The sequence below is a fragment of the Spirillospora sp. NPDC048911 genome, assembly GCF_043198015.1.
Lineage (GTDB): Bacteria > Actinomycetota > Actinomycetes > Streptosporangiales > Streptosporangiaceae > Spirillospora.
In genome coordinates this window covers 473,671-497,993 of record NZ_JBICUD010000009.1, presented here as the reverse complement: position 1 = coordinate 497,993, position 24,323 = coordinate 473,671, and the positions used below count along the sequence as shown (strand labels likewise).

At 70.5% G+C, this 24,323-nt stretch carries 13 protein-coding genes; 7 read left to right on the top strand and 6 right to left on the bottom strand.

What is annotated here, in order from left to right:
* Positions 1 to 9,452 (bottom strand): type I polyketide synthase (locus ACGFNU_RS36820; protein WP_392601199.1); only part of this gene is annotated, 9,452 nt, incomplete at its 3' end.
* A 272-nt stretch (positions 9,453 to 9,724) separates the two neighbouring features.
* Here ACGFNU_RS36820 and ACGFNU_RS36815 point away from each other — a divergent pair.
* The 4 genes from ACGFNU_RS36815 (at position 9,725) to ACGFNU_RS36800 (ending at position 14,589) form a co-directional block, all read left to right on the top strand.
* Positions 9,725 to 10,510, top strand: a complete 786-nt coding sequence (locus tag ACGFNU_RS36815) for a BTAD domain-containing putative transcriptional regulator (RefSeq protein ID WP_392601198.1) — start codon at positions 9,725 to 9,727, stop codon at positions 10,508 to 10,510.
* 259 nt (positions 10,511 to 10,769) lie between these two features.
* Entirely contained in the window at positions 10,770 to 13,514 is a 2,745-nt protein-coding gene (locus tag ACGFNU_RS36810; RefSeq protein WP_392601197.1) for an ATP-binding protein, read from the top strand.
* A 48-nt stretch (positions 13,515 to 13,562) separates the two neighbouring features.
* The gene (locus ACGFNU_RS36805; protein ID WP_392601196.1) at positions 13,563 to 14,330 is read left to right on the top strand and encodes a thioesterase II family protein; all 768 of its coding nucleotides are present in this window, start codon (positions 13,563 to 13,565) and stop codon (positions 14,328 to 14,330) included.
* 34 nt (positions 14,331 to 14,364) lie between these two features.
* Positions 14,365 to 14,589, top strand: a complete 225-nt coding sequence (locus ACGFNU_RS36800; protein ID WP_392601195.1) for a DUF5988 family protein — start codon at positions 14,365 to 14,367, stop codon at positions 14,587 to 14,589.
* A gap of 53 nt (positions 14,590 to 14,642) precedes the next feature.
* On the opposite strand, the gene ACGFNU_RS36795 is transcribed toward ACGFNU_RS36800, so the two are convergent.
* From ACGFNU_RS36795 to ACGFNU_RS36780, 4 genes are all read right to left on the bottom strand, one after another.
* Positions 14,643 to 15,872: an acyl-CoA dehydrogenase family protein gene (locus ACGFNU_RS36795; RefSeq protein WP_392601194.1), complete on the bottom strand. Its 1,230-nt coding sequence runs from the start codon at positions 15,870 to 15,872 to the stop codon at positions 14,643 to 14,645.
* 103 nt (positions 15,873 to 15,975) lie between these two features.
* Entirely contained in the window at positions 15,976 to 16,227 is a 252-nt protein-coding gene (locus tag ACGFNU_RS36790; protein WP_392601193.1) for a hypothetical protein, read from the bottom strand.
* Positions 16,228 to 16,260: 33 nt separating this feature from the next.
* Complete coding sequence (gene folP, locus ACGFNU_RS36785) at positions 16,261 to 17,166, bottom strand: dihydropteroate synthase (protein WP_392601192.1); 906 nt, start codon at positions 17,164 to 17,166, stop codon at positions 16,261 to 16,263.
* An 88-nt stretch (positions 17,167 to 17,254) separates the two neighbouring features.
* Positions 17,255 to 18,796 (bottom strand): hypothetical protein, encoded by a 1,542-nt coding sequence (locus ACGFNU_RS36780; protein ID WP_392601191.1) that lies wholly within the window; start codon positions 18,794 to 18,796, stop codon positions 17,255 to 17,257.
* 34 nt (positions 18,797 to 18,830) lie between these two features.
* Between ACGFNU_RS36780 and ACGFNU_RS36775 the strand changes: the two genes are divergently transcribed.
* Positions 18,831 to 19,601, top strand: a complete 771-nt coding sequence (locus tag ACGFNU_RS36775; protein WP_392601190.1) for a glycosyltransferase — start codon at positions 18,831 to 18,833, stop codon at positions 19,599 to 19,601.
* A 28-nt stretch (positions 19,602 to 19,629) separates the two neighbouring features.
* On the opposite strand, the gene ACGFNU_RS36770 is transcribed toward ACGFNU_RS36775, so the two are convergent.
* Positions 19,630 to 21,066, bottom strand: a complete 1,437-nt coding sequence (locus ACGFNU_RS36770; protein ID WP_392601189.1) for a helix-turn-helix domain-containing protein — start codon at positions 21,064 to 21,066, stop codon at positions 19,630 to 19,632.
* A 150-nt stretch (positions 21,067 to 21,216) separates the two neighbouring features.
* On the opposite strand from ACGFNU_RS36770, the gene aceA reads away from it, so the two are divergent.
* Positions 21,217 to 22,500, top strand: coding sequence for an isocitrate lyase (gene aceA / locus ACGFNU_RS36765; RefSeq protein WP_392601188.1), 1,284 nt, complete (start codon positions 21,217 to 21,219; stop codon positions 22,498 to 22,500).
* Positions 22,501 to 22,712: 212 nt separating this feature from the next.
* Positions 22,713 to 24,215 (top strand): M1 family metallopeptidase, encoded by a 1,503-nt coding sequence (locus ACGFNU_RS36760; protein ID WP_392601187.1) that lies wholly within the window; start codon positions 22,713 to 22,715, stop codon positions 24,213 to 24,215.
* Positions 24,216 to 24,323 lie beyond the last annotated feature (108 nt).

The following is a 24,323-nucleotide window of genomic DNA, read 5'->3' as shown; positions in this document are numbered from 1 at the left end:
GCCACCGCCACCGGGCCGAACGCACCGCCGAACAACCCCATCACCCGGTCACCGACCGCCACATTCGTGACCTCGGGACCGACCTCGGTCACCACCCCGGCACCCTCACCACCAATGCCACCGAAGCCCGGGATCATGCCCAGCGCGATCAGGACATCCCGGAAATTGACACCGGCCGCACGCACCTCGACCCGCACCCGGCCCGGCTCCAACGGCTCCAGCACCTCAGGGCAGGCGGCGACCGACACATCCTCAAGCGTCGACGCGTTCGCCGCGCTCAGCCGCCACGCGGCCTCCCCGGCCGGAGCCGTCAGCTCCGGTGGCGCGCCGGCCCGCACCAGACGCGGCACGAACGGCCGGCCGTCCCGGACCGCCACCTGCGGCTCCCCGGCGTCGAGCGCCGGTCCGGCCTCCGAGTCCTCGTCGAGATCGACCAGGACGAAGCGGCCGGGGTTCTCCAGCTGCGCGCAGCGCACCAGACCCCACACCGCCGCCGCGTCCGGGTCGGGAGACTCCCCCACCGCACCGCGCGTGACGACCGCGAGCCGCCGATCGTCATCGGGCCCGGAGCCGGCCAGCCAGTCCCGCACGTTCCGCAGCGCCCCCTCCGCGGTCTCCGCTTCGACGATCTCGAATTCGTCCGGAGCGGCGGTGACCGGGTCTGGAGCCGACGTCCATTCGACGGTGAACAGGCCCTCGACACCACGAGTGCGGAACTGCTTGGGGTCGGCCGGACGCATCACGAGCTGCTCGAGGCCGAGCACGGGCGATCCGGCGGCATCGGCCACCGTCACCTTGAGCCCGTCCGGCTCGATGGGAGACAGCCTGACCCGCACGCTCCTGGTATCCCTCGCCCAGAGCGAGATCCCGCTCCAGACGAACGGGAGGTACGGGGCTTCGCCGTCCGGTCCGCCCGCCAGCAGCGCCGGGTGCAGCGCGGCGTCCAGCAGTGCCGGATGGAGGCCGAATCCGGCGGATTCGCCCGCCTCCTCTGGCAGGGCGATCTCCCCCAGCAGATCCCGGCCGTCCCGCCAGGCCGCCCGCATGCCCTGGAACGCGGGGCCGTACTCGTAACCGGCGGCCGCGACGCTTTCGTAGAAACCGTCCACCGGCAGGGGCTCGGCGCCCGCCGGGGGCCACTGACCGCCGAGCGTCTCCGGCGTGCCCAGAGGTTCCGGCACCAGTGCGCCCTCGGCGTGGCAGACCCACTCGTCGTCGGAGCGGGAGAACAGTCGTATCTGCCGACGGCCGTCGTCCTCGGCCGGACTCACCACGATCTGGACCGGGAGGCTGCCGGTGGCAGGGAGCACCAGCGGCGCCCGCAGGGTCAGCTCCTCCACGCCTGAGCAGCCCACTTCGTCGGCCGCGCGGAGCGCCCACTCGACCAGAACGGTTCCCGGGAGGAGCACGGTGCCGAGAACGCGGTGTTCGCCGAGCCAGCTCCCGCCGTCGGCTCCCGGCAACCGGCCGGTGAGGACTCGGGTGTCGGCGTCCGCGAGCCGCATCGCCGCCCCGAGGAGCGGATGCCGGACCGAGTCCAGGCCAAGGCCCGTCGCGTCTCCGCTTCCTCCCCTGGCAGCGGCCAGCCAGTAGTTCTGACGTTGGAAGGGGTAGGTGGGCAGGTCGATGATGCGAGGCCGGGGATCAGCGGGGAACCAGGAGCTCCAGTCCACATCCAGTCCGCCGGCGTGCAATCGGCCCAGGGCCTGCCCGAAGGCGACGGCATCGGGCTGGTCGTGGTCGAGCACGGCCAGTGCTCGCGCGTCCTCGGCGATGTGCTGGACGGCCGTGGCCAGCACGGGGTCCGGGCCGAGTTCCACGAAAGTCTTGGTGTGGTGGGTGAGCTGGGTGATGGCCTGATGGAACCGCACCGGCTCACGCACCTGCCGCACCCAATAGTCAGCCGTGGCGATACCGCTCTCCTCCAGTTCACCAGTCAACGTACTGACCAGCGAGATCACCGGATCACGGAACGACAGGTCACCGATGGCAGCCGCGAAGTCATCCAGCATCGGCTCCATCAACACCGAATGGAACGCATGACTGACCGACAACCGCTTGGTCCTACGCCCCCGCCCCGACCACCACCCCTGCACCTCGGCGACCAGGTCCTCCGGCCCCGACACCACCGAACCATCAGCAGTATTGAACGACGCGATGCTCACCCCCTCGGGCAGTGTCCCGGCCAGCTCTTCCGCTCCCGCCTGGATCGCCACCATCGCACCCCCCGCAGGAAGCGCCCCCATCAACCCCGCCCGCGCAGCCACCAACCGGCACGCATCCGCAAGGTCGAACACACCGGCCACATACGCCGCAGCCACCTCCCCGATCGAATGACCCACCACCGCGCCCGGCCGCACACCCATACTGGCCAGCAACCGCGCCAAACCGACCTGCACCGCGAACAACCCCGCCTGCGCATACATAGTGTGATCCAGGACCTCTGGATCCCCGGCCAGGACGACCGATGCCAGCCCATGCTCCAGATGCGGATCCAGCAGCCCGCACACCTCGTCAAAGGCCTCCGCGAACACCGGGAACCGCTCATACAAACCCGCACCCATACCCGGTCGCTGACTGCCCTGACCACTGAACAGCCACACCACCTCACCACTCACCGACTCCACCGGCTCCACCAGATCGGCGGCATCCAGGCCCGCCACCAACTCCTCACGCGAAGAACCGATGGCCACCAGCCGACGCTCCAACAGCGACCGCGACGTGATCAACGACCAACCCACCTCGACCGGCGACACCTCAGAAGCCTCAGCCACAAACTCCTTCAGCCCTGTCGCCTGCGCACGCAACGCCTCCGCACCGCGCGCCGACACCACCCACGGCACCACGCCCGCCGGCCCGGACCGCTCCTCCTCGCCGTCGATCTCGGCCTCGTCGGCCGCCTCCTCTACGATCACGTGCGCGTTCGTCCCCGAGGCGCCGAACGAGGACACGCCCGCCCGGCGCGGCCGGCTCGCCGCCGGCCACTCCCGGGCCTCGGTCAGCAGGCGGACGGTCCCGGACGACCAGTCGACGTCCGGGGTGGGCTCGTCGATGTGCAGCGAGGGCGGCAGCGTCGCGTGCCGCATCGCCGTGACCATCTTGATCACGCCGGCGACACCGGCCGCGGCCTGGGTGTGGCCCATGTTCGACTTGATCGACCCCAGCCAGAGCGGCCGGTCCTGAGAACGGTCCCGCCCGTAGGTCGCCAGCACGGCCTGCGCCTCGATCGGGTCGCCCAGCCTGGTCCCGGTGCCGTGGGCCTCCACCGCGTCGACATCGGACGCCGTGAGCCCGGCGGACGCCAGCGCCGCCCCGATCACCCGTTCCTGCGAGGGGCCGTTGGGGGCGGTGAAGCCGTTGCTCGCACCGTCCTGGTTGACCGCCGACCCCCGGACCACCGCCAGTACGCGATGACCGTTACGGCGCGCGTCCGACAGACGCTCCAGCAGCAACAAGCCGACACCCTCACCCCACCCCGTGCCGTCAGCGGACGCCGCGAACGACTTGCACCGCCCGTCCCGGGCCAGCCCCCGCTGCCGCGAGAAGCCGGGGAAGAGGCCGGGGGTCGCCATCACGGTGACGCCGCCCGCGAGCGCGAGGTCGCACTCCCCCCGCCGCAGCGCGCCGGCGGCCAGATGCAGGGCGACCAGCGACGACGAGCACGCCGTGTCCACCGTCAGCGCCGGGCCCTCCAGCCCGAGCGTGTAGGCGACCCGGCCGGAGATCGCGCTGCCCGTCCCGGGCATCACATAGCCTTCGAGCTCGGCGTCGTCGTCGGCCGCGCCGGTGGCGTAGTCGTGGTACATGACGCCCGTGTAGACGCCGGTCGGTGTGCCGCCGAGCGATCTCGGGTCGATCCCCGCCCGCTCGAAGGTCTCCCAGGCGGTCTCCAGGAGGAGCCTCTGCTGCGGGTCGGCCGCCAGCGCCTCCCGCGGGCTGATTCCGAAGAACGCGGCGTCGAACTCTCCCGCCTCGTGCAGGAATCCGCCTTCGCGGGTGTGACTGGTCCCCGGCCGGCCGGGGTCCGGCGCGAAGAGCCGTTCCAGGTCCCAGCCGCGGTTCGACGGGAACTCGCCGATCGCGTCCCGCCCGGACGCCACCAGCTCCCACAGGTCCTCCGGCGAGCGCACGCCGCCCGGATAGTGGCAGGCCATTCCCACGATCGCCACCGGGTCGTCCGCCCGCGCGACCGTCCGCGCCGGGACGGCCGGAGCCTTCGCGCCGTCCAGTCGCGTGCCCAGGTACCGGGCCAGGGCCCGCGGGGTCGGGTGGTCGAAGGCCAGCGTCGCGGGCAGGCGCAGCCCGGTGGCCGCCGCGAGCTTGTTGCGCAGCTCCACCACCGTCAGCGAGTCGAATCCCAGCTCCTCGAAGTTGGCGTCCGGACGCACCTCGTTCGGGGAGGAGTGGCCGAGGACGGCCGCGACGCGTTCACGAACGATGTCCGCGAGCAGTCCGGCTCGGGCGTCGGCGTCCAGCCCCTCCAACCGCGCGGCCAGGGTGGGCGCGCCGCCGTCCGCGGCCGCCCGCCGGCGTGCACGCCCGGCCAGGCCGCGCAGTGCCGGAGGCAGTTCGCCGGCGGGAACACCCGCGACGGACAGGTCGGCGGCCACGACGTTGGCCTCACCGAGCCGCCATGCCGCGTCCAGAAGGGCCAGGCCGCGCTCGGTCGAAAGCGGGCGCACACCACGCAGCCTGGCGAGGTCTGCTGGAGCCAGTTGGGCGCTCATGCCACCGTCGCCGGCCCAGAGGCCCCAGGCCACGGCCATGCCGGGAAGGCCGGTGCCGCGGCGATGGGCCATCAGCGCGTCGCAGAACGCGTTGGCCGCCGCGTAGCCCGCCTGTCCCGCGTTGCCGATGGTCCCGGCCGCCGAGGAGAACACCCAGAAGAGCTTCAGCGGAAGGTCGCGCGTCAGCGTGTGGAGGTTCCAGGCGCCCAGCGCCTTCGGCCGCCACACGTTCGCCACGCGTTCCGGGGTGTGCGAGGTGAGGATCGCGTCGTCGAGAGTCCCGGCGGCGTGGACCACGGCCTCGAGGGGATGCTCCGCCGGGATGCCCGCCAGTGCCCATGCCAGCGCCTCCTTGTCGGCGACGTCGACCGGCGCCACATCGACGTGCGCGCCGAGCTCGGCGAGCCGTGCTCCAAGCTCGGCCGCGCCGGGCGCCCCGCCGCCCCGCCGCGACAGCAACAGCAGACGGCGCACGCCGTGCCGCCGGACGAGATGCTCGGCCACCAGCCCGCCGAGGTTCCCGGTGCCACCGGTCACCATCACGGTCCCGTCCCCGACCGCCGGCGACGCCTCGGCGCCCTCGCCGCGATCGTGTTCGCGGTCGGGGTCGCGGTCACCGGTGGCGCGGCCGAGCCGGGGCACCAGGATCTGATCGCCGCGCACCCTCACCTGCTCCTCGGCCGCATCCGCCGCCGAACGCACGGCCGGCGCGACGTCGGCATCGGGCGCGGCGTCCATGAGCAGGAAGCGGTCGGGGTGCTCGGCCTGGGCACTACGGATGAGGCCCCATACTCCGGCCTCGGCGAGTCCGCCTCTGGTGACGAACGCCAGCCGGACGTCCGCGAGCCGCGGCTCGTCCAGCCATGCGACGGCCGCTTCAAGGACACGTTCCACCGTGGCGCGCCCGTCGTCGGCGGCGTTGTCGCCCTCGGGTCCGCCGACCTCCGCCAGCATCACCGATGAGGGCGGTGGGCCGGCCCGGAGCGCCGCCTCCACCAGCTCCGGCCCCACCGGCTCGGGGCCGAGGACGGCGATGGATTCGCTGTCGACGCCAGACGGGGTGATGGGCGTCCAGTCGACGGTGTACAGGCCGTTCGCAGTGCCGCGCACGACGGCTTGGAACTGGCTGCCGTCGACCGGCCGCATCCGCAGCTCCGCCACGTCCAGCACGGGTTGACCCGCGGGGTCGGTCATCAGGAGGCGCAAAGACCGTCCGCCCCGGTCCTCGCTCGGTGACAGACGCACGCGTACGTTCGTGGCCCCGTTCGCGTGGAGCGTCACGCCGTTCCAGTCGAACGGAATCCAGACCTTCTCGTCGCCCGAACGGTCAGTGAGCAGCGCCGGATGCAGGGCGGCGTCCAGCAGTACCGGGTGGACGGTGAAGCCGTCCTCATCCCCGGCCGCCTCAGGCAGTTCCACCTCGGCCAGCAGGTCGTCACCGTGCCGCCAGGCCGCGCGCACACCCTGGAACGCGGGGCCGTACTCATACCCGGCCGTGGCCGCGCGCTCGTACAGCCCCTCGACCTCGAGGGGCTCGGCGCCCGGCGGAGGCCAGACCTCCGCTCCTCCGGTCTCCGGCGGCATCTCGCCCGGCGGGACGTCCGGACCGAGGGTCCCCGAGGCATGGCACTCCCACGCCTCGGTGGTCTCGTCGTCCGGCCGTGAGTAGATCTGCAGCTCCCTCCGGCCGCCCTCGCCGGCCGCACCCACCAGAACCTGGACGCGCACCCCGCCGGAGACCGGCAGGACGAGCGGCGCCCGCAGCGTCAGGTCGTCGACGGTCGCGCAGCCCACGCCGTCGGCGGCGCGCAGCGCCCATTCGACCAGCACCGCACCGGCCGCCATCGGCGTCCCCGCCACCACATGGTCGTCGAGCCACGAACCGGCCGGATCGGTGAGACGGCCGGTCAGCAGGAAGGCGCCGCCCTCGGCCAGCTCTATGGCGGCACCCAGCAGGGGATGCCCCGCCGCGGTCAGTCCCAGACTCCCCGCGTCACCGTCCTTCCGTCGGTCCGACTGCCAGAAGCGCGCGTGCTGGAAGGGGTAGGTGGGGAGATCGACGAAGCGAGGCGCCGGGTCGGCGGGGAACCAGGGGCTCCAGTCCACCGTCGCCCCGCCCGCGTGGAGGTGGCCGAGGGCGCGGCCGAACGCGACGGCGTCGGGATACCGGCCGTCGAGCACGGCCACGGCGTCGGCCTCGTCGACGGTGCGCTGAACGGAGGTGGCCAGTACCGGGTCAGGACCCAGTTCGATGTAGCGCCCGGCCCGATCCGCGATCCGGGTGATGGCCGGGTGGAAACGCACCGGCTCGCGCACCTGCCGTACCCAGTAGGCGGGGCCGGCCATCTGCGCGTCCGCCTCCTGGCCGGTCACGCCGCAGATCAGCGGGATCGACGGTTCGGCGAACGACAGGCCGCCGATCGCCTCGGCAAAGTCGTCCAGCATCGGATCCATCAACGCCGAGTGGAAGGCATGGCTGACCCGCAGGCGCCTGGTCTTACGTCCTCGCTCACGCCACTCGGCCTCGAGCCGGCTCACCGGCTCGGCCGGCCCGGAGATCACAGTGCCGTCCGGCGTGTTGAACGCCGCCACGCTCACCCCGTCGGGGACCGTCACCTCGTCGGCGGCGGCCTGGACGGCCACCATGGCGCCCCCCGCGGGCAGGCGCCCCATCAAGGTCGCGCGCGCCCCCACGAGCCGGCACGCGTCGGCGAGATCGAAGACCCCGGCCACGTGAGCCGCGGCCACTTCGCCGATCGAGTGGCCCACGACGACGTCCGGCCGCAGGCCCATGCTCGTCAGCAGCCGCGCCAGCGCGACCTCGACGGCGAACAGGGCGGCCTGGGCATAGGTGGTGTGTTGCAGGATCTCGTCGGGGCCCTCGAACACCACCTGCTTCAGTGGGCGCTCAAGGCAGGGATCGAGCAGTTCACAGATCTCGTCGAATGCCTCGGCGAACACCGGGAACCGCTCGTGCAGGCCCGCGCCCATCCCCACCCGCTGGCTGCCCTGACCGCTGAACAGCCATACCGACTCGCCGTCCACCGGCTCAACCGGATCGGCGGCGTCCAGTCCCGCCAGCAGTTCCGCACGCGTGGACCCCACGGAGACCATCCGGCGCGCGAACAGGGACCGCGTGTTGATCAGCGACCAGCCCACATCGACCGGAGACGGTCCGGGGTCGGCCGCGGCGAAGTCCCTCAGCCTCGTCGCCTGTGCGCGCAAGGCCTCCTCGCCGCGTGCCGACACCACCCAGGGAACCGGACCCGGTGAGCCTGACCGCTCGGCCTCGGGGCCGTTCTCCCCGGTGCCGCTCTCCGCCGGGCCGTCCACCTCGGAGTGGTCGTCCTCGACCGGCTCGGCCTGCTCAACGATCACGTGCGCGTTCGTACCGGAGATGCCGAAGGACGACACGCCCGCCCGGCGCGGCCGGCCCGTCGCCGGCCACTCCCGGGCCTCGGTCAGCAACCGCACCGTGCCCTGCGACCAATCCACGTGCGGGGTGGCGTCGGCGGCGTGCAGGGTGGGCGGGAGGACACCGTTCCGGATCGCCATGATCACCTTGATCAGCCCGGCGACGCCCGCGGCGCCCTGCGTGTGCCCGATGTTGGACTTGATCGAGCCGAGCCACAGCGGCCGGTCCTGCGGGCGGTCGCGCCCGTAGGTCGCCAGGAGCGCGTCGGCCTCGATCGGGTCACCGAGCGGCGTGCCGGTGCCGTGCGCCTCCACCGCGTCCACCTCGGACGGGGACAGGCGCGCGTTCGCCAGCGCCTGCCGGATCACTCGCTGCTGCGAGGGGCCGTTGGGGGCGGTGAAGCCGTTGCTCGCACCGTCCTGGTTGACCGCCGACCCCCGGACCAGCGCCAGCACCCGATGACCGTTGCGGCGCGCGTCCGGCAAACGCTCCAGCAGCAGCAGGCCGACACCCTCACCCCAGCCCGTGCCGTCAGCGGACGCCGCGAACGGCTTGCACCGGCCGTCCGGGGCCAGACCCCGCTGCCGGGAGAAGCCGGTGAACACTTCGGGCGTCGGCATCACCGTCACGCCGCCGGCCATGGCGAGCGTGCAGTCGCCCTGCCGGAGCGCCTGGGCCGCCAGGTGAGTCGCGGCCAGCGACGACGAGCACGCCGTCTCCACCGTCAGCGCCGGCCCTTCGAGCCCGAGGGTGTAGGCGATCCGCCCGGACAGGACGCTGGGGGCGTTGCCGGCGTAGCCCTCGGTCGCTCCGTCTCCGCGCGCGCCGTTGCCGGTGGTGGCCGTCCCCACGTACACACCGGTCGGGGTGCCCTTCAGCGAGGCGGGATCGACCCCGGCCCGCTCCAGCACCTCCCAGGCCGTCTCCAGGAGCAGACGCTGCTGGGGGTGGGCGTCGAGGGCCTCGCGCGGGCTGATCCCGAAGAACGCCGCATCGAACTGGTCCGCGTCGTGGAGGAAGCCGCCGTCGCGCACGTAGCAGGTGCCGGGGTGGTCGGGGTCCGGGTGGTAGAGGCCCTCCAGGTCCCAGCCGCGGTTGGACGGGAACTCGCCGATCGCGTCCCGCCCGGAGGACACCAGCTCCCACAGGTCCTCCGGCGAGCGCACACCGCCGGGGAACCGGCACGCCATGCCCACCACGGCCACCGGCTCGGTGTTCCGTTCCTCGACCTCCTGGAGCCGCTGCCGCGTGTCGTGCAGCTCCGCCGCGACCCGCTTGAGGTAATCGACCAGCTGTTCTTCGGTTGCCATTCGAGGTCACCCAGCCATTAGCACTGTTCAAGACGGCCGAACTCGGCTCCGGTGCAATACCACGAGAAGGCGGCCCCGGATCCGCCGCCATCGTCGGCCTGGACCCTAAAGTTGCGCCAAAGGTCGCCGTCGGCAGTGACGTTCAGCTTCGAATGCGCTGCAGATAGTAAGCTGCCATGTTTGGGGTCTCTAGGGGCGAAATAGGGGCTCGAGTGGACCCTTGGGCTGTGCCAAAGTCGGGCTAAGCCCCACTGGTCCGCCGAGGGAAACAAATGCGATTCGAAATGCTCGGCCCGCTCCGCGTACTGGATCACGAACGAGTCTCACGCCTGACCGCTCACAAGATCGAGATCGTCCTGGCCGTGCTGCTGGCCCGCGGCGCGCAGGTGACCACCACCGACGAGCTGATGTCGGAGCTCTGGGGCGAGCACCCTCCGCGGCGCGCGACGGCCTCCCTGCACGTCTATATCTCGCAGCTGCGCAAATTCCTCGCCCGCCCGGGACAGGAGGGCAGCCCGATCGTCACCCGGCCACCGGGCTATCTCTTCCAGTTCGACGGCCACGAACTGGACGTGTTCGACTTCGAGATGTGCGCGGAGCACGCTCGCTCCGCCCTGCGAGCGGAGCGGCTCGAAGAAGCCGCCGAGGCCTTCGAGCTGGCCCTCGGCCTGTGGCGGGGCGCGACGCTGGGGGACCTGCGGGACGGCCCGATCATCTCCGCCCACGCGACCTGGCTCGAGGAACTCCGCCTGGAATGCCGCGAGTTGCTCGTCGACGCCTACCTTCGGCTGGGGCGCCATCGGGACGTGATCGGGCGACTGTACTCGCTGTCCGAGGAGCACCCGCTGCACGAGGCGTTCTACCGGCAGCTCATGGTGGCGCTCTACCGCTCCGAGCGGCAGGCCGACGCGCTCAAGGTCTACCGGACCGCCCATGACCGCCTGGAACAGGAACTCGCACTCGCACCGTGCCGTTCCCTGCGGCGACTCCACATGGCCATTCTGCGCGGAGACGACGAACCACTGTTCGCAGAACGTCTCGATCTCATGACCGCTTGAAGTGAACGCGGGGCCGGTGGGAGCCCATCCCAAGTGATCCACTTGTGGTCCACTGAGATTCGTTCGTGGAACGTGAAATATCCCTGTGCAACGTGGGTAGTGGTCGGGAGCAATCCGACATTAAATGATCATCGGGGACGTCGCCGATGATCCCGCCAATCACAGGAATCCCCACCCACCAAACAGGAGCCACCTGGTATCGAGCCAGGTGGCCAGCCGATTTGTCACCGGGACCTAACGAGGCGTAGCAGTGACTTTGGTGGAACGTTCAATCGAATTCTCCGTCCTTGATGACCTGCTGGAGAAATGCGCCACCGGAACAGCGCAGGTCGCGGTCATCGACGGTCCGGTGGCCTGCGGCAAGACCGCGCTCCTGAACACCTTCGCCGAGCGTGCCGTCGAGGCCGGCGCACTGGTGCTGAGCGCCGCCGGAGCTCACGCCGAACGCCATCTCTCCCTCGGGGTGCTCGACCAGCTCATGCGCAACGTCGAGTCGGCCGACGGAGCCGCCGGCCGGGAACTGCCGCCGCTCGACCGCGCTCTCATCGACGCCGTGGCCCGGCCTGAGCCCGACGCCACCGAGCAACTCGCCTCGCCCACCCTGCGCGACCTGCTGGGCCGGTTGCAGGAAGTCGCCAAGGAACGGCCGATCATCATCTGCGTGGACGACGTCGAGTACGTCGACGACCTGTCCTTGCGCTGCCTTCTCTATCTTGTCCGCCGGTTGCGCTCGCACCGTGTCATGGTGGTGCTCACCGAACACTCCGGCCTGCGAGGACGTCACCAGATTCTGGAGGCCGACCTGCTGCGCCAGCCGTACTGCCGCCGGATCCGCCTCGAACCGCTGTCGCCGTTCGCCGTGGGAACGCTGCTGAGCCAGCGCATGGGGCGCCTCTGCCCCCGGCGTCTCGCCACCGCCTTCCATGGTTTGACCGGCGGTAATCCATTACTGACAACGGCGCTCCTGGACGACTCGTTCGATCCTGCTCACGAAATGGACTCCCCCGCCCCTGTCCCCGGCGAGGCGTTCCAGGCGGCCGTCGTCCGATGCCTCTGCTGGTACGAGCAACCGGAACTGGACGTCGCGCGTGCAATCGCCGTGTTCGGCGAGCCGGTCCCTCCCGGCCTGCTCGGCGCGGCGCTCGGGCACGGCCACCAGACGGTGGAGGAGGCGATCAAGAGCTTGGCGGACGCGGGACTGGTGTGCGGCCTCGGCTTCCGGCACGAGAAGGCGAGGCTCGCAGTGCTCCAGACGATCGCCGCCGCCGACCGCAAGGCGCTGCACGCGGAGGCGGCCCGGGTGCTCCACGCCGCGGGAGCGCACGCGAGTGTCGTCGCCGAGCACCTGCTGTCCGCGGACGGCCCCGGTGCGCCGTGGCGATCAGAGGTGCTGTCCGAAGCGGCCGAGCACGCTCTCGAAAAGGGCGACAGCGACCGCGCCGTGCTGCTGCTCAGGCTGGCGCAACAGCAATGCGCCGACGACCGCGAGCGGGCCGTGCTCTCCTTCCTCATCGCGCGCGCCGAATGGCGGATCGCCCCGTCCAATGCGGAGCGGCTTCTCCCCGAACTCACCGCCGCCGCGCGGCAGGGGCTTCTGGGCGAGCGCTACGGCGCCCAGACCATCGACTATCTGGCCTGGCACGGACGCCTGGAGGGCGCGGCACAGGTGCTGTCGTACCTGCGCACCCGCGAGGGGCGCGACAGCGAGCAGGCCGCCCAGCGCCTGGCCTTCCTCTACCCTCACACGGTCTCCTCCGCGACCTTCGTGGCCGACTCCACGTCAGAGACCTTCGCCCCGCGCCTCTCGATGCTGCCCCTCCCGGAGGGCGGCCCCGACGAGGTGATCATGGCAGCCGAGCAGGTGCTGCAGCGCGCGCGGCTTGAGGAGTCGGCCCTGATCTCCGTCACCGCCGCCCTCCTCGGCCTGGTCTATTGCGGCTCCCTGGACAAGGCGGTGTTCTGGTGCGAGTCGCTGGCCGCGGAGGCCGAGGCGCGCCGCGCACGTGCCTGGACGGCGATCCTGGCGGCCGTGGGCGCCTGGGCCGAGATCCGGCGCGGGGATCTGCGAGCGGCGCATCGGCGGTCCGCCCAGGCCCTGACCGGCCTGTCGCCCGAGAGCTGGGGCGTGGCCTTCGGCCTGCCGGTGGCGAGCATGGTGACGGCCACGATGGGGCTGGGCAACCTGGACCGAGCCGGGACGTATCTCGACGCGCCGGTTCCCAAGGAGATGTTCGACACCAGAGTGGGCCTCCACTACCTGCATGCCCGCGGCTGGCACCACATGGCGATGGGGCGGTTCCACGCCGCTCTCGGCGACTTCCAGGTGTGCGGGGGGCTGATGGTCCGGTGGAACCTGGACGTCCCGGCGATCACTCCGTGGCGTTCCGCGGCCGCGCACGCCTATACCGAACTCGGCCGGCTCGACAAGGGACGCGTGCTCGCCGAGGAGCAGCTGGCCATGCTCCCAGCCTGGGATCACCGAACGCGCGGGCTCACCCTGCGCGCGCTGGCCGGCAACAGCGAACTCAAGGACCGCCGCCCGATGCTCTTCGAGGCCGTGGACGCGCTCCAGAAGGCACAGGACAAGCTGGGCGTCGCCCAGGCGCTCGCCGACCTCAGCCGCGTCCAGCATGAGCTCGGTGAGATCGGTACCGCGCGGCGGACCGCGTGCCGTGCCGACCACCTGGCCCAGGCGTCCGGGGCGCACTGGCTGCGCCGGATGCCGCTCGCGGTCCAGGCGGGACGCGCGGACATCGTGACCGGCGAACCGGCGGACGACGGGCCGATCGGCGAGCTCAGTGACGCCGAACTGCGGGTCGCCGCGCTGGCGGCCGACGGATTCACCAACCGCCAGATCGCGAACAGGCTGTTCGTCACCGTGAGCACGGTCGAACAACACCTCACCAGGGTCTACCGCAAGCTCGACGTCAGTCGCCGCGCGGATCTGTCGTCCGCGATTCCGGCGGCGAGGCTCGGCCCCGCCTTTCTCGAACAGCACAGCTGACCGAGCGGGCTTTGCGGAGACTTTAGCCGCAGCCGCGAGGCTGCTCTCATGCACACCAGCGAGCCGCAAGCCGATCGCGACACCTGGATCAGGCGTTTCCGTCACGTTCCGGATGCCGATCTCCGTCTTGTGTGCTTTCCGCATGCGGGCGGTTCGGCCAGCTTCTACTTTCCGGTCGCCACCGCTCTGGCCGAAAAGGGCATTGAGGTGTTGGCCCTGCAGTACCCCGGACGTCAGGATCGCCGGGCCGAAAGGCCGATCACCGATCTGGGCCGGCTGGCCGACGCGGCGGCCGACGCGCTCTCCTCGTGGCCGATGGACCGGTCGGCCTTCTTCGGCCACAGCATGGGCGCCGCGCTGGCGTTCGAGACCGCCCGCCGGATGGATCGGCCGCCACTGGGACTGGTGGCGTCGGGACGCCGCGCACCCTCCCGGCGGCGCATCGATACGGTGCACGGGCGGGACGACGCGGGCATCGTCGCTGAAATCCGCAGGCTGGGCGGGACCGAGACCGCTCTCCTGGAGGACGAGGAGATGCGCGAGGCGTTTCTTCCGGCGATTCGGGCCGACTACACCGCCATCGAGACCTACTCCTCTGATCCAGGCTCGACGGTCCCCTGCCCTGTGACCGTGTTCACCGGCGACAGCGATCCCCAGGTGACCCTCGACGAGGCCCGGGCCTGGAGGAACCACACCACCGGCACATTCGACCTGGTCGTCTTCCAAGGCGGCCACTTCTACCTGACCACTTCTCCCGCGACGGTCATCGACCGTCTCGGCCGGCTCCTCGTTCACTGGGACGCGACGGCGAGCTGAGGGATCTGTCGCCAATTACGGACGGAGCACCGTTGTGAAAACGCATTTCGAGAACGGAGAAATCGAGATCCACCTCGAAGGAGGTCCGCCAGACCTGCCCCGGCGACAGCGCGTGAGCCCCGATGCGATCGCCGGCGGAAAGATCAAGTTGCAGCGGCTCGGCGGGTGGGAGCACTTCGAATGCGAAGCGATCCAGCCGAGCGCGATCCTTTCCCGGATCGTGTTCCGCTGGACACAACGCACCCGCATCGCCGAATAGCGGTGAAAGTGCCCCTGACCAGGTGCTTGGTCAGGGGCACGGCTTGCTCGGGGTCAGCGGACGGGGAGGCCGGTGATGGTGCGGGCGATGACCAGGCGCTGGATCTCGCTGGTGCCCTCGAAGATCGTGAAGATCTTGGAGTCGCGGTGCATGCGCTCCACCGGGTACTCGCGGGTGTAGCCGTTGCCGCCGAGGATCTGGATGGCCTCCTCGGTCACGCGGACGGCGGCCTCGCTGGCCATGAGCTTGGCCATGGAGCCCTCGGCGCTGGTGAAGTCCTTGCCGGTGCGGGCCATCCAGGCGGCGCGCCACACCATGAGGCGGGCGGCGTCGATCTGGCACTTCATGTCGGCCAGCTTGAACGCGATGGCCTGGAAGTCGCCGATCTTCTTGCCGAACTGCTCGCGCTCCTGGGAGTACTGGAGGGCGTAGTCGTAGGCGGCGCGGGCGACGCCGAGGGCCATCGCGCCGACGGTCGGCCGGGTGGTCTCGAAGGTCTTCATCGCGGCCTGGCCCTTGGCGCTCTTGCCCTCGCGGACGCGGGCGATGCGCTCGTCGAACTTCTCCTTGCCGCCGATGATCAGATGGCTCGGGACGCGCACGTTGTCAAGGACCACTTCGGCGGTGTGCGAGGCCCGGATGCCGTGCTTCTTGAACTTCTGCCCCTGCTTCAGGCCCGGCGTGTGCGGCGGGATGATGAAGCTGGCCTGGCCGCGGCTGCCGAGCTCGGGGTGGACGGAGGCGACCACGACGTGGATGTCGGCGATGCCGCCGTTGGTGGCCCACGTCTTGGTGCCGTTGATCACCCACTCGTCCTTGGCCTCGTCGAAGGTGGCACGGGTGCGGATCGAGCCGACGTCGCTGCCGGCGTCGGGCTCGGAGGCGCAGAAGGCGCCGAGCTTGACGTCGTCGGGGGTGCCGAACATCTGCGGAACCCACTCGGCGATCTGCTCGGGCAGGCCGACCGCGGCGATCGAGGCGGCCGCCAGGCCGGTGCCGACGATCGACAGCGCGATGCCGGCGTCGCCCCAGAACAGCTCCTCGAACGCGACCGGGATGCCGAGCCCGGTGGGCTCCAGCCACTGGGTGGCGAAGAAGTCGAGCGAGTACAGGCCCACCTTCGAGGCCTCCTGGATGAGCGGCCAAGGGGTCTCCTCGCGCTCGTCCCACTCCTCCGCGGCGGGGCGCACGACGTCCTTGGCGAACTCGTGGACCCATTGCCGGACTTCGCTGACATCTTCGCTGAGCTCCAGCGAGAACGGCGTCGCCTCGGTGCTCGTCATCGTTATTGACCCTCTCTCCAATATCTCCTGTTACCAACGGTAGCAGCAGCGGGAGTTACCGGTGGTAACACGTGGCCGGAGTCACAGGAGAGAGGGCGCCGGCTCAGCCTGTCCGGTCCTTGATGGTCACGATGGTCACGGGCTGGAGGCCCGGCATGTCGAACGTGCCCGCGCCGTGGAACTCCCGGTACGCCGCCGCCGCGTCGAACTGCGTCGCCAGGAAGACGCTCTTGGTGTCGTCGTCATTGGTCATCGAGGCGACCCAGCACGGCGCGTCGGCCGGTGCCCCGGTCTCCTCGAAACTGGCGATGGCGTCACCGCGGCCGCCGGGCTCGCCGAACAACCTGACCGTCATGCGGGCCTCCTCGTTCTCCTGAGGCCGATGTGATCAAAGGTTGTGGCGCGGGGCAAGGGGCTCGCGGAATCCGAGCACCGCCTCGATCGTCCGCACCGCGGCCACCGCGGCCCGGACGTCGTGGACGCGGACGATCCGCGCGCCCTGCAGGACGCACGCGGCGATGACGGCGAGCGTGCCCTCCAGCCGGTCGTGCTGCGGACGGTCCTCGATCTCGCCGATGAAGTCCTTGTTGGACACGGCCACCAGCAGCGGGTACCCGATGGCCGCGATCTCGCCCAGCCGCCGGGTGATCTCCAGTGAGTGGTAGGTGTTCTTGTTGAGGTCGTGCCCCGGGTCGATGACGATGCAGCCGGGATCGACCCCGGCGGCGAGCGCTCGCGCCACGCGGTCGCGCAGGAACTCTCCCACCTCGCCGACGACGTCGTCGTAGGCGGGTTTGGGGTGCTCCACCCGGGGACCGGCCAGGCTGTGGGTGACGACCAGGCCCGCCCCGGTCTTGGCCACCACCGGCGCCAGCCCTGGATCCTTGAGGCCGCTGGTGTCGTTGACGACGTCGGCCCCGGCCGCCAGCGCCGCCTCGGCCACCTCGGCGCGGAAGGTGTCGACCGAGATCACCGCGTCGGTCCTCGCCCGGGCCGCCCGGATCACCGGCGCGACCCGGTCGATCTCCTCGGCGACCGAGATCTCCGGTCCCTTGCCGAACGGCATGCCGCCGATGTCCAGCCAGTCGGCGCCGTCGGCGACCGCCCGCTCCGCCGCCTCCACCGCCCGGTCGAGCTGGAACGTCGCGCCCCGGTCGTGGAACGAGTCGGGCGTGCGGTTGATGATGGCCATCACCGCGACCCGGCGCGAGAAGTCGAACCGGCGGGCCCCGATGGCGCGATCCGGCTGGATCAGCTCGGGCAGGAATCCCGCGCTCTGTCCGTTCCTCGACATGGACCTGTCCTCCTCGCTACGCGGCGCCGGGTGACGGCGAGTTCACAGTCAAGCACGCCGCGAGACGCACCCATGACGAGCCGTGCCGTCAAGCCTCGGCAGGCTGCTCGCCCTCGGCGAGCGGCGGCGGGACGGGCGGTGGCACCGCGGACCGCCGCGGCGGCTCGGACCGCTCGGCGATGGCGCGCCGGATGGCCCGGGCGCGCCGCCTGGCGCGGGGCCCGCCGCGCGTGGGCAGCTTGCGGGAGAAGGGGCTCAGCTTGCGCGTCACCCGCCGGATCAGCGTGACGGCGAGCCCGAACGAGATGATCATGAGGGCCAGCATCGTCAGCGCGAAGAGCCAGCCGAAGTCCTGGAAGACCTTGTCCGGTTCACGGCCGAGGGACTGGCTGAGCACCGCCTTCAGCGCCTCCTGGAGGCTGAGCACCATCGCCACGGTGCCGACCGCGGCGCCCACCAGGCCGCCGGTCCAGGCCGAGAGGGTGTCCAGGCGCTCCTGGAACCAGGCGAGGTTGGCCCGCACCTGGCGTTCGAGGTCGCCGAGGTCGCGGATGAGGATCTCGTTGCTGTTGTGCCGGCGGATGGGCTCGATGAGCTGGCCGATGCGGTCGTGGAGCACGTAGTCGTCGGTGGTGCTGGCGACCATGTGCTGCCAGCGTTCGAGCTGGTAGCGGGTGACGGTGAGGCGTTCGGTGAGCACCCGCTGGGTGTCGCGCTGGACGCAGCGGAGCACGGCCCGGCGCAGCCCGAGGGTCTCCAGGAGCTGCGTCCGGTCCGGGTCGATCACGTCCATCTCCGGGTCGGGCTCGCCCGCCGGGACGAGGGTCAGCGCCTGGTTCTCCGACAGGTACCAGCGGTCGAGCGTCTCCCGGCCGAGGGCGATCGGCACCGCGCGCATGTCGGTGCGGTCGGGGTACATCAGGTAGTCGATCGTGCGCTGCCACTCACCCTCGGTCTCCATGCCCCGGAAGAGCGGGCTGAGCTGCGGGTTCACGATCTCGAACTGCGCGCCGAAGCTGCCCGGGAACGGGTAGTTGATGAGCCCTTCGGCGTACATGTCGTGGAGGCGGTCGCAGCCCTGGATGCCTTCGAGGGCCCACACCGCGACCTGGCCGGGGTCGTCCACGCCGTGCACGCGCTCGTAGAGGTCGAAGAAGACCCAGTTCATGACGCACCGGACGCTGCCCTCGACCACCTGGCCGCTGGGAACGTGCCAGCGCAACGGGTATCCCGTGATCCACATGGCCCGTTCCAGCTGCCCGAGGATCTCGGCCGTCACGCGGCCGCCGGCGCTTAGCCACGCCGACCGTAGGGTAGGTCTGATGACCATGAATCCGGAGGCGTGCACCAGCAGGTGGACCGACACCTCGCCGCTGACCGGACGATCGCCGCCGCGCAGCCGCAGCACCCCGTCGAACGTGATCGGGGGAAGGCGGTACCTGGCCACATGACCGAGCCGCAGGGTCTGGATGTCGAAGAACGCTTGAGCGTCGACGTCGAGCAGTTCCCCCGTGCCGTCGCTTCCCGCGATGAGAAGGTCACGGGGCGCGATGTCTGCCAGGTCGCCGAGGTCGTATGTACGAATCCAGCTAATGGTCCAGTCGGGAGGGATTTGCCCCGCAATGCTCACTATCGCGATCGTAGCCCACAACGAAGAGCCCTATGTGGAGAATGCGGTCCGGCAGGCATGGGAGGCCGCGGACGCCTCCACCCGTGTCGTCGTCGTCGACAGCGCCTCCACCGACGGCACCGCCGAACGGGCGCGGTCCCTCGGTTGCGAAGTGCTTCCGGCGCCCTTGGGAAAGGGCGCGGCCATGGCGGCGATGGCCCGCGCCACGAAAACTCCGTGGCTGTGCTTTCTCGACGCCGATATCGTCGAGAAAGGCCGCAACATTCCGTCGACATTGCGCGCGGCGATCGACTCCTCTCCCGCGTCGACGGCCATGGTGGTCGCCGATTTCGACGACCCCCCGCCCAAGCCCATCCTGAGCGCGACGCTCTCCATCTACGGCCCGCTGGTGCGCGCACTGGTCCCCGAGGCCGACGGCCTGTTCGGCGGCCGTCCGCTCAGCGGGTTCCGGGCCGTCCGCCCCGAGATCCTGGCGGACGACGCCCCCGCCGACTTCGGCATCGAGGCGTACCTCAACCTGTCGGCCGTGCTGAGCGGCCGCCCGGTCGCCCTCACCCACATCGGCCTGTTCAAGCAGCGGTTCCGCTACAAGGGCGAGATGGGCGGGGAGATCGGCCGCGCGATCCTCGACGTCGCCGAGAAGCACGGCCGCCTCGATCCCGCGACGCGTCCGGAGTGGGACGCCTGGGTCGAGCAGATCCTGAAGGTCATCCGCACGTACGACGGCGATCTCAGCCAGGGCGAGGCCTATCTGGAACGCCTCCACGCGGCGATGGAGCGGCCGTTGCCGCCGCGTTTCGCCTGACCGGCGTCGCCTGCCGGCCGTCGCCCGGTCAGCCGGCGGCGTGCTTGTCCAGGAACGCGTAGACGTCGGCCTCGTCGACGCCCGGGAAGGCCCCGGGCGGCAGCACCGAGAGCACATGGGAATGGGCGCGGGCCGACGGCCACGCCATGCCCTCCCACCGTTCGGCGAGCTCCTGCGGCGGCCGCTGGCAGCAGTCGCCGTCCGGGCAGGCCGACTTGACCCTGTTGGTGCTCTCCCGGCCCCGGAACCACCGTGAGTCCTCGAACCGCACGCCCAGGGTGATCGCGAAGTCGCGCTCGTGCGACGGGTCGATGTGGGAGAGGCACCAGTACGTTCCGGTGGGGGTGTCGGTGTACTGGTAGTAGACCGAGAAGCGGTCGGCGGCGTTGAAGACGTGGCGGCCGGCCCACTGCCGGCACATCCGCTGGCCCTCGATCGCCCCGTCCTCGTCCTGCGGGAAGAGCAGGCCGTCGTTGGCGTAGGCCTTGTAGATGGTGCCGTTCTCGTCGTTCTTGGTGAAGTGCAGTTGCAGGCCGAGGTGGTGGGTCGCCATGTTGGTGAAGCGGTGCGCGGCCATCTCGTACGAGACGGAGAAGACGTCCGCCAGGTCCTCCACCGACAGTTCGCGGGCCTCCTTGGCCTCCAGGAGGTAGGGGGCGACCGCGCGCTCGGGCAGCAGGATCGCGGCGCCGAAGTAGTTGGCCTCCACCCGCTGGCGGAGGAAGTCGGCGAAGTCGCGCGGCTGGTCGTGGTCGAGCGCGATGTGGCCGAGGGTCTGCAGCAGGATCGTCCGCGGCGTGTGCATGCCGAGCTGCTCGCGCTCCAGGTAGATCCGCCGGTTGCGCAGGTCGGTGATCGACCGCACCGAGCGGGGCAGGTCCTGGACGTACTGCAGGCCGAAGCCGAAGTGGCCGACCAGCGTCATCAGCATGCCCTGCGAGACCGCGCCGCCCCGGTAGCCGATCGCGTCGAGGGTGCGGGCCGCCACGGCCTCGATGTCGCCGAAGTAGTTGCCGCGCTCGTGCATCTGGCGCCGCAGCTCGGCGTTGGCCTTGCGGGCCTCCTCGGGGCTCGCGGTGGGCTTGGTGCGGCTGCGCCGCAGCTCCCCGTAGAGGGCGAGGATGTGCTCGATCACCTCGTTCGGCATGCGCTTGCTGACCTTGAGGTGGGACAGGCCCAGGGTCCGGTACAGCGGATCGCGCTGGGCCTCCTCCAGGGCGATCTCCAGCTGGGCACGGCGGCTGGGCGGCTGCCGCCGCAGCAGCTCTTCCACCGGAACTTCGAGGGCCGCGGCCAGGGACTGCAGGAGCGAGAGCTTGGGCTCGCGCCGCCCGTTCTCCAGCAGGGAGAGCTGGGAGGGTGCCCGGCCCACGCGCTCGCCCAGATCGGACAGCGTCATGCCGCGGCTGCGCCGGAGGTGGCGGAGCCGCTGGCCGAAGGTGACGAGATCTACGTCACTCGTCAAGTTAAGGGGTTCTTCTGGCCGCAAGGTCGTCACAGCTTCATGGTAGCGGAAGAAATGACAATCTTTCGTTACTCGCGAGTTCATTAAGGGCTTGCAGCCGGGGCAGACTCATGCCCAAGCACCCAGGGGACGACACAGAAGGGCATCATCATGAGCGACAGTCGCCTCAAGGGCGCAGCCGACGAGCTGCGGCGACAGTGGGAGACCGACGAGCGCTGGAAGAGCATCGAGCGGACCTACACCGCCGAGGACGTCGTCCGGCTCCGCGGTTCGGTCCAGGAGGAGTTCACCCTCGCCCGCCTCGGGGCGGAGCGCCTGTGGAAGCTGCTGCGCGAGGAGGACTACGTCCACTCGCTCGGCGCGCTCACCGGCATGCAGGCCGTCCAGCAGGTGAAGGCCGGTCTCAAGGCCATCTACCTGTCGGGCTGGCAGGTCGCCGCCGACGCCAACCTGGCCGGCCAGACCTACCCCGACCAGAGCATCTACCCGGCCAACTCGGTCCCGCAGGTCGTGCGCCGCATCAACAACGCCCTGCTGCGCGCCGACCAGGTGCAGTGGTCCGAGGGCGAGGGCGACACGCACTTCCTCGCTCCGATCGTGGCCGACGCCGAGGCCGGCTTCGGCGGCGTGCTGAACGCCTTCGAGCTGATGAAGGGCATGATCGCCGCCGGTGCGGCGGGCGTGCACTGGGAGGACCAGCTGGCCTCCGAGAAGAAGTGCGGCCACCTGGGCGGCAAGGTCCTCATCCCGACCTCGCAGCACATCAAGACCCTCAACACCGCCCGCCTCGCGGCGGACATCTCCAACGTGCCGTCCCTGATCATCGCGCGGACCGACGCCGAGGCCGCGACCCTGATCACGACGGACGTGGACGAGCGCGACCGCGAGTTCATCACCGGCGAGCGCACCGCCGAGGGCTTCTACCGGGTCACCAACGGCATCGAGCCCTGCATCGCCCGAGCCAAGGCCTACGCGCCGTACTCCGACCTCATCTGGATGGAGACCGGCACCCCGGACCTGGAGCAGGCGCGCAAGTTCGCCGAGGCCGTCAAGGCCGAGCACCCGGACCAGATGCTGGCCTACAACTGCTCGCCTTCCTTCAACTGGAAGAAGCACCTGGACGACGCGACCATCGCCAAGTTCCAGCGCGAGCTCGGGCACATGGGCTTCAAGTTCCAGTTCATCACGCTGGCCGGCTTCCACGCCCTCAACCACGGCATGTTCGACCTGGCCTACGGCTACGCCCGCGAGGGCATGACCGCCTACGTCGAACTGCAGGAGCGCGAGTTCGCCTCGGCCGACCGCGGCTTCACCGCCGTCAAGCACCAGCGCGAGGCCGGCACCGGTTACTTCGACCAGGTCAGCACCGCGATCGCCCCGAACTCGTCCACCACGGCGCTCAAGGGCTCCACCGAAGAGGGCCAGTTCCACTGATCCTCGGCACCACCCGAAAAGGCCCCTCCGGCACTCGCTCGCCTCCTGGAGGGGCCTTTTCGTGCGCGCCCGAGGGCGTTCACGGAGGGCGTGGACGCGCGAACGACCAGGGGGTTCACACGCACGGCCACATTCGGCACAGCCCTCGACATCTCTCCCAAATACGGCCAATGTGTACAGGTTGTCGATCACTCAAGGGAGAGGATCCACCGATGGCCTTGCGCCGATCTCCGCAGGTCCGCCTGCGCCGAACCCCTGGACGCGTCCTTCCTCTCACGCTCGCCGCCGTCAGCGTGGTGGCGCTGGCCCCGGCGGCGTCCGCGGACCGCGTCCGGTTCACCCCAGGCGCGTCCGGAGTGGGCGACGCGTACTTCCCGCTGGAGGGCAACGGCGGGTACGACGCCCAGCACTACAACCTCGACCTGAAGTACGACCCGGACTTCGACCAGCTCGACGGTGTCGTGACGATCACCGCGCGCGCCACCCAGAACCTGTCCAGCTTCAACCTGGACCTCCAGGGCATGGACGTGGCGCGCGTCAAGGTCGACAAGAAGAAGGCCTCCTTCAAGCGCCGCGGCCAGGAGCTGACCGTGACGCCCCGCAAGGGCATCCGGAAGGGCCGCATCTTCAAGGTGAGCGTCACCTACGGCGGCGTCCCGCAGACCATCGTGGGCTCGCCGATCGTCTTCGGCTCGCCGTACGGGTTCCTGCACACGCCCGACGGCGCGTTCGTCGGCGCCGAGCCCAACGGCGCCTCGACGTGGTTCCCGTCGAACGACCACCCGATCGACAAGGCACGGTACGACTACACCATCACCGTGCCCAAGGGCCTGAGCGCCGTCACCAACGGTGTCCTGAAGAGCCAGAAGACCCAGGCCGTCTCGTTCAGCCGCCGCCGTTCGGCCACCCAGGCGAGCGTCTTCAAGTGGCACGAGGACAGCCCCATGGCGACGTACCTCACCACGCTCGACATCGGCAAGTGGACGGTGAGGACGGGCAAGACCCCGCTGGGCACGCCCAACTACACCGCGGTCGACCCCGCGCTCATCGCGAGCCAGCCGAACGCCGTGGACTTCTTCTTCGACACCACCAACGAGGCCACGGACCTCTGGACCAAGACCTACGGCCCGTACCCGTTCAACACCACCGGCGCCATCGCCGACGACGCCCAGTTCAACGGCCAGCCGCTCGGCTTCTCCCTGGAGACGCAGGGCAAGCCGGTCTACTCGGCGGTCCGGAACACGCTCACCATCGCGCACGAGCTGGCGCACCAGTGGTTCGGCGACAGCGTCTCGGTGGCCCGCTGGCAGGACATCTGGCTCAACGAGAGCTTCGCGACCTGGTCGCACCTGTGGTGGGTCGAGAAGCACGGCGGCGCCACCGTCGCCGACGCCGTCCGCGCCACCTACAACGCACGGCCGTTCCCGGACCCGGCGGGAGCCCCCTGGTGGTCGGTCGTCATCGCCAACCCGCAGCGCGACACCATGTTCAACAACCGCGTCTACAACGGCGGCGCGATGGTGCTGCAGTTCCTGCGTGAGCGCATCGGGGACGAGAAGTTCTTCCTGCTGCTGCGCACGTGGGTCAAGAAGTACGCGGACAAGAACGTCACGACCGAGCAGTTCACCGCCCTGGCCAACCAGGTCTCCGGCCAGGACCTGACCCAGTTCTTCAAGACCTGGATCTACTCCCCCGGCAAGCCTCCGCTCCCGTAGTCCCGGAGTGCTGGTCCGCTGCCTCAAGCGGAAGCCGGGTGAGCGGGAGGCCGGATCGGGCATCGCCCGGTCCGGCCTCCGCTCGCTCAGCGGCCCGCTCGCTCGGCC